Source organism: Priestia koreensis (assembly GCF_001274935.1).
GTDB lineage: Bacteria > Bacillota > Bacilli > Bacillales > Bacillaceae_H > Bacillus_AG > Bacillus_AG koreensis.
The window spans coordinates 228,072-243,902 of record NZ_LILC01000011.1 but is presented as its reverse complement, the minus strand read 5'-3'; the positions used below and the strand labels follow the sequence as shown (position 1 = coordinate 243,902).

The following is a 15,831-nucleotide window of genomic DNA, read 5'->3' as shown; positions in this document are numbered from 1 at the left end:
AAAAAAAATAGCATGGGTACTAAAAGGTCTTCTATGTATTTAACAAATTCAATAGTGCTTTTGTAAAACAGTGGTTATGTAAATTCATTCTAATACCTAGCCCTTCATGAAACAAGAAAATACTGATGTATCAATGAAAATCTTTCGAAAACATTGTTGTAATGGTATAAAACAAGGCCCGATCGCATCGCGCCTTGTTTTACTATTTATTATTATGCAACAGTTTTGCTGTTTTCTACAAGAAATTCGATTGCTTTGCGGATTTTTAGGTCCTCTTTAAGAGAATCTAGGTTTCCACCAAGCATGCTCTTTAATTGTTCGACAGATACGTTGTACATTCCTGCCATGTTTTCTAATTCTTTGCTTAGCTCGCTGTCATCCACAACAAGGTTTTCAGCTTGAGCGATTGCGTCTAATGTTAAGTTCATTTTCACGCGTTGCTCAGCGTCTGGCTTCATTTGCTCACGAAGAGCTGCTTCATCTTGACCAGAGAACTGGAAGTAAAGCTCAAGGTTTAGACCTTGCATTTGAAGACGTTGTTCGAATTCTTGAAGCATACGGTTAACTTCGCTTTCGAACATTACTTCTGGGATTTCAACTTCAGCGTTTTCAGCTGCTTTTTCAACTAAAGCGTCGCGAAGAGCTGTGTCAGCTTCGTTTGTTTTTTCTGTTTCTAGTCTTTCTTTTGTTTTCGCTTTTAATGCATCAAGAGTTTCAACTTCTTCGTCTACATCTTTTGCGAACTCGTCATCTAAAGCTGGAAGTTCTTTTGATTTGATTTCGTGAACTTTTACTTTGAATGTAGCTTTTTTACCAGCTAATTCTTCAGCATGATACTCTTCTGGGAATGTTACTTCAACTTCTGTATCAACTCCAGCTTCAGTACCAACTAATTGCTCTTCGAAACCAGGGATGAATGTGCCAGAACCTACTTCTAATGAGTAGTTTTCGCCTTTTCCGCCTTCGAATGCTTCGCCATCAACGAAACCTTCGAAATCGATTACAGCTGTATCGCCATCTTCAACTTTTCCGTTTTCTTTTACAACTAGTTCAGCGTGACGCTCTTGAAGAGTTTTTAGTTCGTTCTCTACATCTTCGTCAGTTACTGCTGCATCTAATTTTTCTACTTCAAGGTTTTTGTATTCGCCTAATTTAACTTCAGGCTTTACTGTTACTTTTGCAGTGAATACAAGTGTTTTTCCTTGTTCGATTTGTTCTACATCGATTTCTGGACGATCAACTGGCTCAATTCCAGTTTCATCGATTGCAGCACCGTATGCATCAGGTAATACGAAATCTAATGCATCTTGGTATAATGATTCTACACCGAAACGTTTTTCAAATAATGAACGTGGCATTTTCCCTTTACGGAAACCTGGAACGTTAATTTGTTTAACCACTTTGTTAAAAGCTTTATCTAGCGCAGCGTCGAATTGAGCCGCTTCTACTTCTACTGTTAAGACACCTTGGTTGCCTTCTTGTTTTTCCCATTTAGCAGACATGTATGTTTCCCTCCAAAATTCAAGTTTTAAAATTAGTTACAGATATCGAAAATAGCTCGTCCTAGCGGGACAAGCCATCATCTATCTAATTTCCTACTGTAAAACAGATAGGAAGAGACTGTAAAGAAATAAATTACTTTACGATAGACAGCTGTACAGTTTACAACCACTATATTATACCATACAAGGTCGATGTTTCAACCAATCTTATTACATTTCAATGGATGAAATTTCTTCAATTTTTTTAATGTCATCGATTACTTGTTGCAGCGCGGATAAACGCAAATTGTACTGAGAAGCCACGTCCTCCATTTCACCTTCCTGTCCTTGCATTTCAAGTGCTGCGTAGTGGACGGCCGCCACCCAGACGTTTTGCTCTCCCTGTTGAGGATAGAAAGGAAAGAGTAGGAACAAATATCGTTGCCAAATCTCAAGCGCAAATGACAGAAGCGTTGGATCATTACTTTCCAACTGCTCTTCAAGTCGTGATTGAACGTGAGCTGAAAAGGCATCTAACTCACTCATATCCATCTTAGAAGGGTTGAACGTAGCCTTATATGTAAATTTACACACTTCTATATTTGCATCAATTTGCTGCTCTGCTAAAAGCTTAAACAGCATCGTTTTTACGATTGGATGCACGCTCTCTTCCTTGAGCATTTTTTCAAAGAGCTGGAGATGTTTGTTCACATCAACTTGATACAGTGCTTGCACAACGTCTAACTGCTGATTCACATTTCCGTTTTCTAACATGAGACGAAGCTCTTCATCTTGGTCATGTTCATCAGCTGGTTCTGGCATGTCAGGTAATTCTTCTACTCGTGTTTGACAAAATTGAAGAAGATTATGTAAATGGCTCGCATGTTCAAAAGGTACCTGCTGTTCATCAAACACCGCCTGTAGCAGCGTAGCTCCTTCCTCATAATCACCATTTTGCACCAAAATCATGAGATGAATTTGCAGTACTTGATAGTAATCGCCAATTCCCTCCTGAAGCATACGCTTGCTGTGATGTTTTGCCGTTTTTATATCACCGAGCTCAAAGGAACAGATAACAAGACCTAGTGCACCTTCGTGATGTTCTGGGTCTAGTTCATGAACTTGTTGAAGCAATGGCAACGCTTCTCGATAATCTTTTTCTTTCATTAACATCGTCGCTTTTTCGACTAGCCTTTCCTTTAAATGAGGAAAGGCGATAATGTTTTCTGTTTCTCTTTCCTTGCTCATGACTTCTCCCCGCTTCACTGCATTTGCTTAACAGTGTAGCAAGGAATATGAGCAATTACAAGAATTCACATTTCTAAGCAGGAAAAAGGTCATAGAAAAAAGGTGACAAACGCTGCCACCTTTCTTTTTACGTTGCCTCATAAGCGACAATATCTTCATCGAATGAGAGCGTATAGCCAATCTCATCTAGTCCCTCGAGGAGCATTCGTTTCCAGTGTGGATCCACTTTGAACGTACGAACAAATTCTGCACCGTCCGTGATGATTTGTTTCGCTAAATCAACGGTTATTGTAAAGTCCTCTTGCTCTGCCTTTTTCAGTAGCACCGTTACATCTTCATCTGATAAGGCGATTGGAAGCATCCCATTTTTTAAGCAATTTTGATGAAAAATATCCGCAAACGAAGGAGCAATAATGACCTCAAAGCCATAATCCAACAAAGCCCAAGGTGCGTGCTCTCTTGAAGACCCACAGCCAAAATTTTCTCTCGCTACTAAAATGCTTGCACCTTGATTAACAGGCTGATTTAGTTCAAACTCTTCGTTCTGCGCGCCATCAGCTCTGTAGCGCCAATCATAGAATAAAAATTGTCCGAATCCTGTTCGTTCAATACGCTTTAAAAACTGTTTTGGAATGATTTGATCTGTATCGACATTTGCACGGTCTAGACCGGCAACTTTTCCTGTATGAACGATAAATGGTTTCATCTCGGTCTCCTCCTTATGCTAGTACAGCTTCCTCTAATTTTCGAACGTCAACAAAGTGACCGTACAAGGCCGCTGCTGCTGCCATTGCCGGACTAACAAGGTGTGTTCGCGCTCCTTTTCCTTGACGACCTTCAAAGTTTCTGTTTGATGTTGATGCGCAGTGTTCTCCCTCTGGTACGAGATCAGAGTTCATTCCTAGGCACATACTACACCCTGAATCACGCCACTGAAATCCAGCATCCGTAAACACTTCCGCTAGGCCTTCTTGTTCAGCCAATTGCTTAATGCGCTGTGATCCGGGAACAACAATGGCCGTTACCGTTGGCGCAACTTTTTTCCCTTTAATAACCTGTGCCGCATCGCGTAAATCAGAAAGACGAGCATTTGTACAAGATCCGATGAAAACGTGCTGAACCGGAATATCTGTTACATCCATCCCCGCAGTTAAGCCCATATATTCTAAAGCGCTCGCGACCGATCGGCGCTCACTATCAGTTGAACATTCTTCTAGTGTAGGAAGCTTACCATCCACCGCTGCACTCATGCCAGGGTTTGTCCCCCACGTTACGACAGGACTTAGTTCGCTAATGTCTATTTCTAACGTTTCGTCATAGGCAGCTCCTTCGTCCGTCGCAAGAGCCTTCCACTCTTCAACAGCACGATCGAACGCTTCGCCCTTTGGTGCATGAGGACGACCTTTTATATATTCGAAAGTTGTCTCATCCGGGCTGATCAATCCTGCCTTCGCACCTGCTTCAATGGACATATTGCAAATAGTCATACGCTCTTCCATTGATAAAGAACGAATCGCTTCGCCTGTAAATTCCATAATATAACCCGTTCCGAAACGAACGCCGTATTTTTGAATAACGGCCAGAATAATATCTTTTGCAAAAAAACCTTTTGGCTTTTGGCCATTAATTTTGATTTGAAGCGTTTTGGGTCTACTTTGCCATAACGTTTGTGTGGCAAGGACATGCTCGACCTCGCTCGTTCCAATCCCAAACGCAATCGCACCAAACGCTCCGTGTGTTGATGTGTGACTATCCCCACAAACAATCGTCTTCCCAGGCTGAGTTAGACCAAGCTCTGGACCAATAATATGTACGATTCCTTGTTCCTCACTATTCAAATCTAAAAGCTCTACACCAAACTCGCGACAATTACCGGCTAGCGTTTCGATTTGCTTCTTTGCAATCGGATCTTCAATTACAAACCGATTGACTGTTGGTACGTTGTGATCCATTGTAGCGAAGGTTAAATCTGGACGTCTTACCTTTCGATTTGCTTGACGAAGTCCCGAAAATGCCTGTGGAGACGTTACCTCATGAATAAGGTGCAAATCAATATATAACAAATCCGGCTTTCCTTCCTCTCGATGTACAACATGCTTTTCCCATACTTTTTCAATAATGTTTTTTGCCGTCATCACGATCCACCTCCTGCATTTTTAAAAACAGGATGTCTGAACGTCTATGTTCAAACACCCCTACGTACTCGTATGAATCTCCGCTTTTCTACTATATTAATAGAGTGAATTAAATATAAGCTGTCATAATGTTAGAAATTGCCGAGTCATCAATGATGGCATCAACGATTTCCTGCGTCATTTTACTCGTCGAAATAACGGATTGACCTTCCGCATATAAGTCAGCCGTGCGGTATCCTGCACCAAGGGCTTGCTCCACCGCTTTTTCGATTACTGCGGCCTCTTCTTTCAAGCCAAAGGAATGGCGAAGCAGCATGGCTGCTGATAGAATTGCAGCAATTGGGTTCGCTTTTCCTTGCCCCGCAATGTCAGGCGCAGATCCATGAGCAGGTTCGTACAGAGACGGTCCTTTTACCGATAAGCTTGCAGATGGAAGCATTCCTAAAGATCCTGTTATCATAGACGCTTCATCGCTTAAAATGTCTCCAAACATATTTTCCGTCACCATGACGTCAAAGCGCTTTGGACAGCGAATTAACTCCATGGCAGCTGCGTCCACAAGCATGTGCTCAAGCTCCACTTCTGGATACTCTTTCGCTACTTCTTCTGCTACTTCACGCCATACTCGGCTAGACTCTAGTACATTAGCTTTATCAACAGACGTTACTTTTTTTCGTCTCAGTAAGGCAATATCAAACGCGGTTTTAATAATGCGCTTCATTTCAGCTCTTGTATAATGAAGCGTATCGACTACTGTTTGCTCACCGTTTTCTTCTCTTCGCTCACTTGGTGTACCAAAATAAAGGCCACCTGTCAGCTCACGAACGATGACAAAATCCACGTCCGTTACGTATTCTTTCTTTAAAGGAGATGCATCCGCTAGAGGGGCGTGCACAGAAATGGGGCGCAGATTTGCATAAACATCTAAAGCCTTTCGCAATTGTAGCAGTCCTTTTTCGGGGCGGACGCTAGGAGGAACATGATCCCATTTCGGACCACCAACAGCACCCATTAGTACAGCATCGGAGTCTTTGCAAATCGTAAGCGTTTCAGCAGGTAGAGGAACCCCGTATTGATCAATCGCTTCTCCACCCATAGAAGAATAGACGAATTCAAATTGATGATTAAAACAGTTTGCAACAGCTTTTAAAACCTCCACAGCTCCCTGAGTTACTTCTTTTCCAATTCCATCTCCCGGCAACACTGCAATGACTTTTTTCATCCGTCTCTCTCCTCTCATTTTTAGAATACAAGGGGAGACCATCCCCTCGTATCTTAGACTACCTCTTGCTTTGCCTTTGTTTCTTCGATCGCAACCATTCGATTGACGGAGTTAATATAGGCCTTGGCAGACGCTTCAAGCACATCATGTGCTACACCGCGCCCTGTCGCTTCTCCTGATTCACTTGCAATTTTTACGTATACTTCTGCAAGTGCATCTGGGCCACCGTTGATTGACTGAATGCGATAATCAACAAGGTTTAATTCACGATCTAGGCATCGTTCCAGTGTGTTGTAAATCGCTTCTACGCTTCCGGCACCTGTTGCAGCTTCCTGAATAATTTCTTCACCGCGACGCAGCGTAACGGTTGCGGTTGGAATGTTGTTCATTCCGTATTGAACTTGAAGTCCATCTAATTTATACACTTCTTCATCACCAATTTGCTTTTGAAGAACAAGTGCGAATAAATCATCGTCTGTGATTTCTTTCTTTTTATCTGCCAAATCTTTGAACTTAGCAAACAAGCTATCTAGCTGCTGATCTCCCGTAGCAAACCCTAACTCGACCAGGCGTGTGCGGAACGCATGGCGGCCTGAATGTTTTCCTAATACAATTGGGTTTTGTTTGACACCCACTAGCTCCGGCGAAATAATTTCATAGGTTGTGGGTTCTTTTAACACACCGTCCTGGTGAATGCCTGACTCATGTGCAAAAGCATTGCGCCCAACGACCGCTTTATTCGGTGCAATGACCATGCCAGTAAGTTTGCTCACTAAATCACTTGTACGTTTAGTCTCAGGAAGCGTTAGACCTGTTTCAGCCTGATAAAAGTCTTTTCGAATGTGAAGAGCAACCGCAATTTCCTCAAGAGATGCATTACCCGCTCGTTCCCCAATTCCGTTAATGGTTCCTTCAATTTGCGTAGCACCGTGACGAATCGCTGCTAGTGAATTAGCCGTTGCCATCCCAAGGTCATCATGGCAATGGGCAGATAAGTCAACGCGATGAATGTTTGGCACGTTTTCCTTTAAATAAGTAAAAATATCTCCGTATTCCTCTGGTGTGATATATCCCACTGTATCAGGGATATTAATGACTTTTGCACCCGCCTCAATCACTTCGGTTATGATACGCGCAAGGAACGGCAAATCACTGCGGCATGCATCTTCAGCAGACCACTGAACAACTGGAAAACGCTTTGTTGCGTATCGAACCATTTCGACAGCTGTTTCAACCACTTGATCAGGCGTTTTTTTCAGCTTATATTGCATATGAATCGGTGAAGTAGCAAGAAACACATGAAGCCTTGGCTCCTCGCTATGTTTCAACGCCTCCCATGCAACGTCAATGTCCTTCGTAACAGACCGCGCAAGGCCTGTTACGGAAGAACCACGTACAATTGACGCAATTTCTTTTACAGATTGAAAATCTCCTTTTGAAGCAGCAGGGAATCCTGCTTCAATGATATCGATGCCTAAGCGCTCTAACTGTCTTGCAATCTCTAACTTTTCTTGAAAATTAAGATTGACTCCCGGTGACTGTTCTCCATCTCTTAGCGTCGTATCAAATAGCTTAATTTTTTGCACTCGCGACCACCGCTTCTTTCTTATTTTTTTTGACAAATGGCATCATTTCACGCAGCTTCGCTCCTACCTCTTCAATTAAATGACTGTTTTCACGCTGATTCACTGCGTTAAACACTGGACGATTTGCTTGGTTCTCTAAAATCCAGCCTTTTGCGAATTGACCCGTTTGGATATCCGTTAACACGTTTTTCATTTCTGCTTTTACAGCATCGTTTACAATGCGAGGTCCTGTTACGAAGTCACCCCACTGAGCCGTATCGGAAATCGAATATCTCATTCCAGCCATTCCACCTTCGTACATGAGATCTACAATTAATTTCAACTCGTGTAAACACTCAAAATAAGCGACCTCTGGCTGATAACCAGCTTCAACTAACGTCTCAAATCCAGCTTTTACAAGTGCAGTAAGACCACCACAAAGCACCGCTTGCTCACCGAATAAATCCGTCTCTGTTTCTTCTTGGAACGTTGTTTCTAGTACGCCTGCACGTGCTGATCCAATTCCTTTCGCATATGCTAGCGCCACGTCACGAGCTTCACCCGATACATCTTGGTAAACGGCGAATAATGCAGGCACACCAGCGCTTTCTTCATACGTACGTCTTACTAAATGTCCTGGACCTTTTGGAGCCACTAAAAACACATCCACAAATTCTGGCGGTACGATTTGGTTAAAATGAATGTTAAATCCGTGTGCAAATACTAATGAATGACCTGGTTTTAGCTCGGGCTCAATTTCCTCTTTGTATACCTTTGGCTGATGCTCGTCTGGAAGTAATACCATGACAACCTCCGCCTGTTGCGTAGCTTCGCTCACTGATAGAACAGTAAATCCGTCTTGCTCTGCTTGGTTCCACGATTTCCCTTTTCGAAGACCGACCACTACGTTAATACCACTATCACGTAAGTTCTGAGCGTGTGCATGACCTTGAGAGCCGTACCCCACGATTGCTACTGTTTTCCCCGATAAAACTTGATCATTTGCATCTCCATTGTAATAAACCTTTGCCATGTATAACCTCTCCTTTTTAACTTTTCTGTATATTTTGTTTTTTAAAAAGCTCACATTATTAGATGATCGTTGTTACTTTTGGATTGGCGGATAATTTTTGATTACCGCGTGGGAACGCCACTGTTCCTGTTCTTACAACTTCTTTCAGGCCATATGGCTGAAGCAAGTCAATGATCGCTTCAATTTTATTCGATTCCCCTGTGACTTGAATAATGACGCTGTCTCGACTTACATCAATAATTGTTGCTCGGAACGGCTCAATTAACGAATAAAGCTCATTTCGATGAGTTGGCACAGAAGCAACTTTTATGAGCGCCAGCTCCCTTGCGACGATTGCTTGATCGGTGATGTCTTGAACTTTTAAAACATCAATTTGTTTATTCAATTGCTTAATGACCTGCTCAGCTGAGTTATCATCCTTAACATTGACCACGAACGTCATGCGTGAATTTCCTTCTGACTCGGTGTGACCTACTGAAATGCTCTCAATATTGAAATCTCTTTTCGTAAATAATCCTGTGATTCGATTTAGTACTCCTGGTCTGTTAATAACCGTAGCTGTAATGATTCGTTTCAAGGTTTCACCCCCACCATTTCATGCAATCCTTTTCCTGGGGCTACCATTGGGTAGACGTTTTCTTTTGGCGCAACGTAGAAGTTCATTAACACCGGTCCATCTGTTGAGAATGCTTCTTCAATGACTTGTTTCGCTTCCTCCTCTGTAGATGCTTGTAGGCCTTTAATTCCATAAGCTTCTGCTAGCTTCATTAAATTTGGCTGATTTGGGATCAACGAGTGAGAATAGCGTTCCTCATAAAAGATCTCCTGCCATTGTCGCACCATTCCGAGCGATTGATTGTTTAAGATGACGACCTTAACGGGTAAATTGAGTTCATGGATTACGCCTAGTTCTTGAAGCGTCATTTGGAATCCACCGTCACCAACGATTGCGACTACTACGCCTTTTGGATTAGCAAGCTGTGCGCCAATCGCAGATGGAAGACCAAATCCCATCGTTCCTAACCCGCCCGATGTTACCCAGCGATTTGGTTCATTGAATTGATAAAACTGTGCCACCCACATCTGATGCTGACCGACGTCTGTTGCAACAATCGCCTCACCGTTTGTGCGTTTGTGAATCATTTCAATGACATGCTGTGGCTTTAATAAGTCATCTGACCGTTCATACCAAAGCGGATATTCAGCTTTCCATTCATTTAAGCGTGCGTGCCATGTTTGATAGTCACCCATTCGATCCGTTTGGACAGCCAGCTGTTGAAGCGCTTCTTTTGCGTCTCCTACAATTGGAATCTGAGTTGGGACGTTTTTCCCAATTTCAGCCGGATCAATATCGATGTGTGCGACAACGGCATTTGGTGCAAAATGCTGCAGATTTCCTGTAACGCGATCATCAAAGCGTGCACCTACGCTTATTAATAAGTCACTTTCGTAAATCGCCATGTTTGCCGTATACGTTCCGTGCATTCCTGCCATCCCTAAATGCAATGGATGATTTGCTGGAAAGCCACCTAATCCTAAAAGTGTATTAACTACGGGTATTTGCTGCTGTTCCGCATACTGCAATAGCTCATTTGCAGCCCCTGCATGTAGCACTCCTGCCCCTGCCAAGATGACGGGCTTTTTCGCAATTGCTACGGCTTCTGCTAGCTTTTTGACCTGAAGTAAATTTGGAAAATGCGTTGGTTGATAGCCTGGTAGATTCACATCGCCTTCATAGCTAAACTCTCCAACCCCAACGGCCATATCCTTTGGAATATCAATTAAAACTGGTCCTGGTCTTCCTGTGGTCGCAATATGAAACGCTTCTTTAATGATCTTAGGTATGTCGGAAATGTTACGAACTTGGTAGCTGTATTTTGTGATTGGCATGGTGATACCTAAAATGTCGGCTTCCTGAAAGGCATCAGAGCCAATGACATTTGAAGCAACTTGCCCTGTAAATACTACGAGTGGTAGTGAGTCAATCATCGCATCTGCTAATCCTGTTACGATGTTCGTCGCTCCTGGTCCGCTTGTTGCAATAACTACACCAGGTTTACCTGAAATTCTCGCATAGCCCTCCGCAGCATGAATGCCGCCTTGTTCGTGTCGTGTTAATACATGAAACATGCCTGAACCATATAACTTGTCATAAATCGGAAGAACGGCTCCTCCCGGATAACCGAAAATGACATCGACGCTTTCTTTTCTTAATGACTCAATAAGCATTTCTGCTCCCGTCATACTTGAACTCACACTAGCATTTACAGGATCTTCCATTTGCGTATTTGCTCCCACTATTCCCATCCTTTCTGACACTTTTATAAAAAATAAAAAAGCCTTTCCTCCCCAAATTAGACCTTCTATACGTTGGTCAAAGGGGTGAAAAGACTTTGTCATTTCACGGTACCACCCTTCTTCGTAATCATGATGATTACCTCAGGAATGCAGGCTTGCATTCTTGTTTTAATAACGAGTGCGATTGTGAATGACACCCGACCAGCTCTAATCCTACTGTTTCAAGCTGATACTCGGAGGCGAGTTCGTCTTAAGAAAGAATTATCGGTTCCCAGCAATACCGATTCTCTGGAAATTCTTCAGCTTAAGAGTACTTATCCTCTTCTTCGTTTTTTCATATCGTGTTTAATAACCATTTTCATGTTTTGACAACCTCTGCTCCTTTTTGACAAGAGCCGTCGCAATAGTATTTCTCATTGGAATAAGATTTCTTTTTATTTAGAAAACTTATATTTGAGGACTATCATACGCCCAAAAATAAGCCTCGTCAACCACTTTTCTCTAAATTTTTTGACTATTCTAATTTGAAAGATAATTTGGAATCGCTTTCATTATTGATACGATGGGACTGAGCGTATTTCAAAAAAGTTTTCACTTAAAATACATTTGTCTTTTACAGGAATACAAAATTCAAAACAAAAAAGCCTGCAAGCAGACTTTTACATTTCGATGCTGTCACGTATATAGTGAATGTGCTCTAAATTTTCTTTTATTTTTCTTAAATCTTCTCTGCTATATAGCATAGGTCGATCGAACTGTTCTTCTAATAGGGAAAACAATTCCTTTTCATGTCCTACACGAATAACCGATGAATCCTTTGAAAGATCAATCACACCTTCACTGCTATGGTCTTGATGTTGATGATTAAAATACAGGATTGGTGTGACATCGTTTATAATGGCCCCCATCTTGGACACTAAAAATCTCGACACCATTTTTGCCGTATTCCATGCTTCTTTTGCAGGATCTGCATACGCTTTTACATACAGAAGCCCTAAAGAATCATCCTGCCCTTCTACCGTACTGGCTGATGAAAAAACGAGTGTTTGTTCATACACCTGAATGAACGGCTTCGCTTGTACCATATCTAATAAGAATGAAAACTCTTTTGCATTTTTATCGGTTAAGCCGTGAATGATTTTCCCCTTCCAATGCTTTTCCTCAATGCTGTAAATACCGGTGGGTAGTAAAATTAGGTGATCCACACGACACGTTTTAATTCGATCTTCCGTATAGAAAGGAATAAACACATTAGGCATGATAATCATATCTTCAGCTAAAATTTTATTTTCGTCTATCCATCTTTGCTTTAATTGATACAGTGCTTGATAGGTTGATACGTTGCTGCTTTTTTTAGCATATGATTGTACATCATCAATATATCGATTTAACTGACTAACAGACTGTCGAAAAAACGCAGTCTCACGGTCATGATTCTCTTTGATCTCCATCACTTCTCGATGAAACTCTTCTTCGATCGTTAGTTGCTGATCGCGGTATTTTTCAATCGTTGCTGCCATTTCATGCTGATACTTTTCCGTCAGCATTTTCTTTTGCAAATCAATTTTCTTTGATTGTCGATAAATCATGTAAATCGTTGCGATAAGCACCACTGCCAATACGCCAATAATTGCGTACATCATGTTTCATTACAGCCTCCTTTTTCCATCATTTTCTTACAGTATACAACGTTATTCCTTTCCGACAAATGTTTTTAGTCACTATATAGCCGTTTTTTTCTGTTTTCGAAACATTATGTCATCCGTTCGCTAACTAATGAGATTTTGTCATCTATTTTCTATCCAAAGCGATTCGTACAACGTAATACTCTAGTGTCTCATTCGCCAATGCATAGTAATGAAAGCAAGTGCTGTTCACGATTTTTTCATCTATCATCCTTTCTAAACTAACGATATAGCGTTACCACCCACTTTTTTGTTACAAAAAAAAACGTTACCCCACGAATGAAGGTAACGTTTTAAACGTTTAGTACAGGTTCTTTTACACGATGATTTAGACCCCTAGTTTTCTAAATCGAAAAATGACAGCGGGTGGAATCTCCAGCCAATCAAAGCGATGTTCGTCTTTTTCTTTTTTAAAACTAGGCTCTTCCATACCATCTAACATAAAACCTGCCTCAAAAAAGATATTCATATAATAAGATAAAGAACGGTGAAACCGATCGATGCGTATTTCTTATTCTGTCTATTCGTTTTAGTCTTCCTCTGGGTATCCCTCGTACTCCTTCAGCATGAAGTATTGAACATTTGCCTTAACTAAAACCAGATCATCTTCCAGCGCTAGTACAGGGCTATCTAAGTCCTGCTCAAACTTATCTTGAATGGATTTTCTTGCACGATCGAGAGACTTTGCTTCAATTAAATGACCAATCTCTCCGTTAATCATTTTAAATGTTACTTCGTATTTCTTTTTCATATGTACGCTCCCTCTATATGTCATGAGTGTCTATTATAGTATGAATGGAATAATTTTCATAATGATAACCTCTTATAGGAATGATAGGGATATACTTTGCTGGGTATCCTATCAAGATTTCACAAAAAATCTTTTACGTTGCGAAGCGTTGTCAAATGTGGGAGCATTCCCTAAAAAGTCCAACGCTCTATCTAGTTTTACGCTATTAAACGCAAAAAAAGCGCTGATGTGATGCGGAATAAACCGTATACTATCAACGCTTTGTATATGTAAGTAAAGTGGCGTCCCAGGAGAGATTCGAACTCCCGACCGACGGCTTAGAAGGCCGTTGCTCTATCCTGCTGAGCTACTGGGACAAATGATTAATTATCTTAACGACAAGGTTTATTATATAGTTCATCATTAGATAAGTCAACATCTTTTTGAGAAGAACTGAAAAAATCAGTTCTCTTTTTATGTAAGGGTAAATTCATTGCGTAGTGATGGCACTTCCGCCCCATCAACTGTGTAGAAATGGACGGTTGCAGTTTGATCATCAAAATCTATTATAGCATACGTACGCTCTTTTCGCATTCGTGGAAGGAATATACTTCCAGGGTTGATGTAGATAATGCCATCAATCATTTCTGAGCCTGCAATGTGCGAGTGACCAAAGCAAGCAATGTGTGCGCCCACTTCTTGTGCTTTGTACGTTAAGTTCATTAACGACATTTTGACGTTGTACAAGTGACCGTGTGTAATGTAAAAAGAGCGATTACCAACAAGCTCGATCCGTTCTTTTACGTATGAGCTGTCATAATCACAGTTTCCACGAACGGTCCAGAAATCCTGCATTTCATCCATATCCGCTGGTAGTTCAGAATCACCACAATGAATCATTCCATCCACTTGGTTCTCATGACGTGTTTTAATTTCGAGTAATTCAGATGTTAGGCCGTGGCTGTCGCTTACAATCAACACTTTCATCTTTGTATCCCCCTTTTGATGTTGGTTAAAACAGCTGCTTCATAACGGGCACTAATTCTTTTAGGGCATTGGCACGATGGCTAATTTTATTTTTTGTCTCTTTGTCTAGTTGAGCCATTGTTTTTTCAAGCTGTGGTACGAAGAAAATTGGATCGTATCCAAAGCCGTTTTCACCATGCTTCTCCGTCGTAATCATTCCTTCACACGTACCTTCTACAACGATTGTTTCCTTGTCTGGGATCGCAACTGCAAGCGCACAGTGGAAACGAGCCGTACGTTTTTCTTTTGGTACGTCCTCTAGGTTAGTGAGTAATTTTTGGATATTTGCTTCGTCATTTTTTTCCATTCCCGCATAGCGAGCTGAATAAACACCTGGTTCTCCTCCTAATGCATCGACAAAAAGCCCAGAATCGTCTGCTACTACGATTTTCCCAAACAGATGAGAAATAGCTTCCGCTTTAATCGTAGCGTTCTGTTCAAACGTTACGCCTGTTTCCTCGACGTCTTCGATCGAAGGGTAATCAAGTAGCGAAGTAACCGTAAATCCTAGCTCACCGAATAAGTCTTCAAATTCTTTTACTTTTCCCGCGTTTTTCGTCGCAATGAGTAGCTCTTTCATCGTGTATCCTCTTTTCTTTGTAAAAATTTATAAAAAGGAGAGATTCTCATCTCTCCTTTATTATTACTTAATTGCGTCGGCAATGTCACCTAATGCGTCTTTTTGAATGCCAACCAAATCTTGAATGCCTTTTTCAGCTAGGTCGAGCATATCATTCAATTGTTGTCTTGAGAATGTTGCTTCTTCTCCTGTTCCTTGCACTTCTACTAATTGACCTTTACCGGTCATGATCACGTTCATATCCACTTCTGCAGATGAATCTTCTACGTAATTTAAATCAAGAATTTGACCATATTCAGCACTTACTCCAACAGAAGTTGCGGCTAAGAAATCTGTAATTGGCAGCGCTTCTAGTTTCTTTTGCTCCACAAGTTTTTGAAACGCTAAAACAAGTGCCACAAACGCACCTGTAATGGAAGCTGTACGCGTACCACCATCCGCTTGAATGACGTCACAGTCAATCCAAATTGTTTTTTCGCCTACTTTTTCTAAGTCCACTACCGCACGAAGCGCTCGACCAATCAAACGCTGAATTTCCATCGTGCGACCTGTTACTTTCCCTTTTGAGGATTCACGAATGTTGCGCTGTTCCGTTGCTCTTGGAAGCATCGAGTATTCTGCTGTAATCCAGCCCTTCCCTTGCCCTCTCATGAACGGTGGAACGCGATCATCAATGCTTGCCGCACAAATAACCTTTGTATCTCCTACCGTAATTAAAACAGAGCCTTCTGGGTGCTTTAGATAGTTTGTCTCAATGGTGATGGGTCTTAACTCATCCTGCTTTCTATTATCAACGCGCATGCGCTCGTCCTCCCTTTTCTAAACCTA

15 protein-coding genes, 1 tRNA gene and 1 other annotated feature are annotated in these 15,831 nt (G+C 41.6%); all 16 genes read right to left on the bottom strand.

What is annotated here, in order from left to right; genetic code table 11:
- Window positions 1-212 precede the first annotated feature (212 nt).
- The 16 genes from tig to rph all read right to left on the bottom strand — a co-directional run bounded on the left by tig (window position 213) and on the right by rph (window position 15,804).
- Window positions 213-1,502 (bottom strand): trigger factor, encoded by a 1,290-nt coding sequence (gene tig / locus AMD01_RS08440; protein WP_053400947.1) that lies wholly within the window; start codon window positions 1,500-1,502, stop codon window positions 213-215.
- Window positions 1,503-1,712: 210 nt separating this feature from the next.
- On the bottom strand, window positions 1,713-2,729 hold the full coding sequence (locus AMD01_RS08435) for a DUF3196 family protein (RefSeq protein WP_053400946.1): 1,017 nt from the start codon (window positions 2,727-2,729) through the stop codon (window positions 1,713-1,715).
- 127 nt (window positions 2,730-2,856) lie between these two features.
- Window positions 2,857-3,435: a 3-isopropylmalate dehydratase small subunit gene (gene leuD, locus AMD01_RS08430; protein WP_053400945.1), complete on the bottom strand. Its 579-nt coding sequence runs from the start codon at window positions 3,433-3,435 to the stop codon at window positions 2,857-2,859.
- A 13-nt stretch (window positions 3,436-3,448) separates the two neighbouring features.
- Window positions 3,449-4,864 (bottom strand): 3-isopropylmalate dehydratase large subunit, encoded by a 1,416-nt coding sequence (leuC, locus tag AMD01_RS08425; protein ID WP_053400944.1) that lies wholly within the window; start codon window positions 4,862-4,864, stop codon window positions 3,449-3,451.
- 109 nt (window positions 4,865-4,973) lie between these two features.
- Window positions 4,974-6,086 carry a 3-isopropylmalate dehydrogenase gene (gene leuB / locus AMD01_RS08420; RefSeq protein ID WP_053400943.1) on the bottom strand — a complete coding sequence of 371 codons (1,113 nt, stop codon included), beginning with the start codon at window positions 6,084-6,086 and terminating at the stop codon, window positions 4,974-4,976.
- Between the two features lie 53 nt (window positions 6,087-6,139).
- Window positions 6,140-7,672 carry a 2-isopropylmalate synthase gene (locus AMD01_RS08415; RefSeq protein ID WP_053400942.1) on the bottom strand — a complete coding sequence of 511 codons (1,533 nt, stop codon included), beginning with the start codon at window positions 7,670-7,672 and terminating at the stop codon, window positions 6,140-6,142.
- A complete protein-coding gene (ilvC, locus tag AMD01_RS08410) occupies window positions 7,659-8,684 on the bottom strand; it encodes a ketol-acid reductoisomerase (RefSeq protein WP_053400941.1) in 1,026 nt (341 codons plus the stop codon). Before ilvC ends, AMD01_RS08415 begins: the two co-directional genes overlap by 14 nt.
- Window positions 8,685-8,742: 58 nt before the next feature.
- Window positions 8,743-9,261, bottom strand: a complete 519-nt coding sequence (gene ilvN, locus AMD01_RS08405; RefSeq protein ID WP_053400940.1) for an acetolactate synthase small subunit — start codon at window positions 9,259-9,261, stop codon at window positions 8,743-8,745.
- Window positions 9,258-10,964: an acetolactate synthase large subunit gene (gene ilvB, locus AMD01_RS08400; protein ID WP_425415124.1), complete on the bottom strand. Its 1,707-nt coding sequence runs from the start codon at window positions 10,962-10,964 to the stop codon at window positions 9,258-9,260. The genes ilvN and ilvB overlap by 4 nt, the downstream gene beginning before the upstream one ends.
- A 95-nt stretch (window positions 10,965-11,059) precedes the next feature.
- Window positions 11,060-11,318: a binding site (T-box leader), on the bottom strand.
- A 323-nt stretch (window positions 11,319-11,641) separates the two neighbouring features.
- Entirely contained in the window at window positions 11,642-12,625 is a 984-nt protein-coding gene (locus AMD01_RS08395) for a nuclease-related domain-containing protein (RefSeq protein ID WP_053400939.1), read from the bottom strand.
- Window positions 12,626-12,995: 370 nt separating this feature from the next.
- Complete coding sequence (locus tag AMD01_RS23985) at window positions 12,996-13,136, bottom strand: hypothetical protein (protein WP_157052663.1); 141 nt, start codon at window positions 13,134-13,136, stop codon at window positions 12,996-12,998.
- 60 nt (window positions 13,137-13,196) lie between these two features.
- Window positions 13,197-13,418: a hypothetical protein gene (locus tag AMD01_RS08390; RefSeq protein ID WP_053400938.1), complete on the bottom strand. Its 222-nt coding sequence runs from the start codon at window positions 13,416-13,418 to the stop codon at window positions 13,197-13,199.
- Between the two features lie 279 nt (window positions 13,419-13,697).
- Window positions 13,698-13,774, bottom strand: a tRNA-Arg gene (locus AMD01_RS08385).
- 97 nt (window positions 13,775-13,871) lie between these two features.
- A complete protein-coding gene (locus AMD01_RS08380) occupies window positions 13,872-14,384 on the bottom strand; it encodes a metallophosphoesterase family protein (protein ID WP_053400937.1) in 513 nt (170 codons plus the stop codon).
- Window positions 14,385-14,409: 25 nt separating this feature from the next.
- Complete coding sequence (locus AMD01_RS08375) at window positions 14,410-15,003, bottom strand: XTP/dITP diphosphatase (protein ID WP_053400936.1); 594 nt, start codon at window positions 15,001-15,003, stop codon at window positions 14,410-14,412.
- Window positions 15,004-15,066: 63 nt separating this feature from the next.
- Entirely contained in the window at window positions 15,067-15,804 is a 738-nt protein-coding gene (gene rph / locus AMD01_RS08370) for a ribonuclease PH (RefSeq protein WP_053400935.1), read from the bottom strand.
- Window positions 15,805-15,831: the final 27 nt, after the last annotated feature.

Bases quoted from the DNA above. Each gene is read 5' to 3' on its own strand.
- ilvC (WP_053400941.1), bottom strand. From the start codon at position 8,684: ATGGCAAAGGTTTATTACAATGGAGATGCAAATGATCAAGTTTTATCG.
- AMD01_RS08375 (WP_053400936.1), bottom strand. From the start codon at position 15,003: ATGAAAGAGCTACTCATTGCGACGAAAAACGCGGGAAAAGTAAAAGAA.
- tig (WP_053400947.1), bottom strand. From the start codon at position 1,502: ATGTCTGCTAAATGGGAAAAACAAGAAGGCAACCAAGGTGTCTTAACA.
- AMD01_RS23985 (WP_157052663.1), bottom strand. From the start codon at position 13,136: ATGAATATCTTTTTTGAGGCAGGTTTTATGTTAGATGGTATGGAAGAG.
- leuD (WP_053400945.1), bottom strand. From the start codon at position 3,435: ATGAAACCATTTATCGTTCATACAGGAAAAGTTGCCGGTCTAGACCGT.
- AMD01_RS08435 (WP_053400946.1), bottom strand. From the start codon at position 2,729: ATGAGCAAGGAAAGAGAAACAGAAAACATTATCGCCTTTCCTCATTTA.
- leuC (WP_053400944.1), bottom strand. From the start codon at position 4,864: ATGACGGCAAAAAACATTATTGAAAAAGTATGGGAAAAGCATGTTGTA.
- rph (WP_053400935.1), bottom strand. From the start codon at position 15,804: ATGCGCGTTGATAATAGAAAGCAGGATGAGTTAAGACCCATCACCATT.
- AMD01_RS08380 (WP_053400937.1), bottom strand. From the start codon at position 14,384: ATGAAAGTGTTGATTGTAAGCGACAGCCACGGCCTAACATCTGAATTA.
- AMD01_RS08395 (WP_053400939.1), bottom strand. From the start codon at position 12,625: ATGATGTACGCAATTATTGGCGTATTGGCAGTGGTGCTTATCGCAACG.
- leuB (WP_053400943.1), bottom strand. From the start codon at position 6,086: ATGAAAAAAGTCATTGCAGTGTTGCCGGGAGATGGAATTGGAAAAGAA.
- ilvB (WP_425415124.1), bottom strand. From the start codon at position 10,964: ATGGAAGATCCTGTAAATGCTAGTGTGAGTTCAAGTATGACGGGAGCA.
- AMD01_RS08390 (WP_053400938.1), bottom strand. From the start codon at position 13,418: ATGAAAAAGAAATACGAAGTAACATTTAAAATGATTAACGGAGAGATT.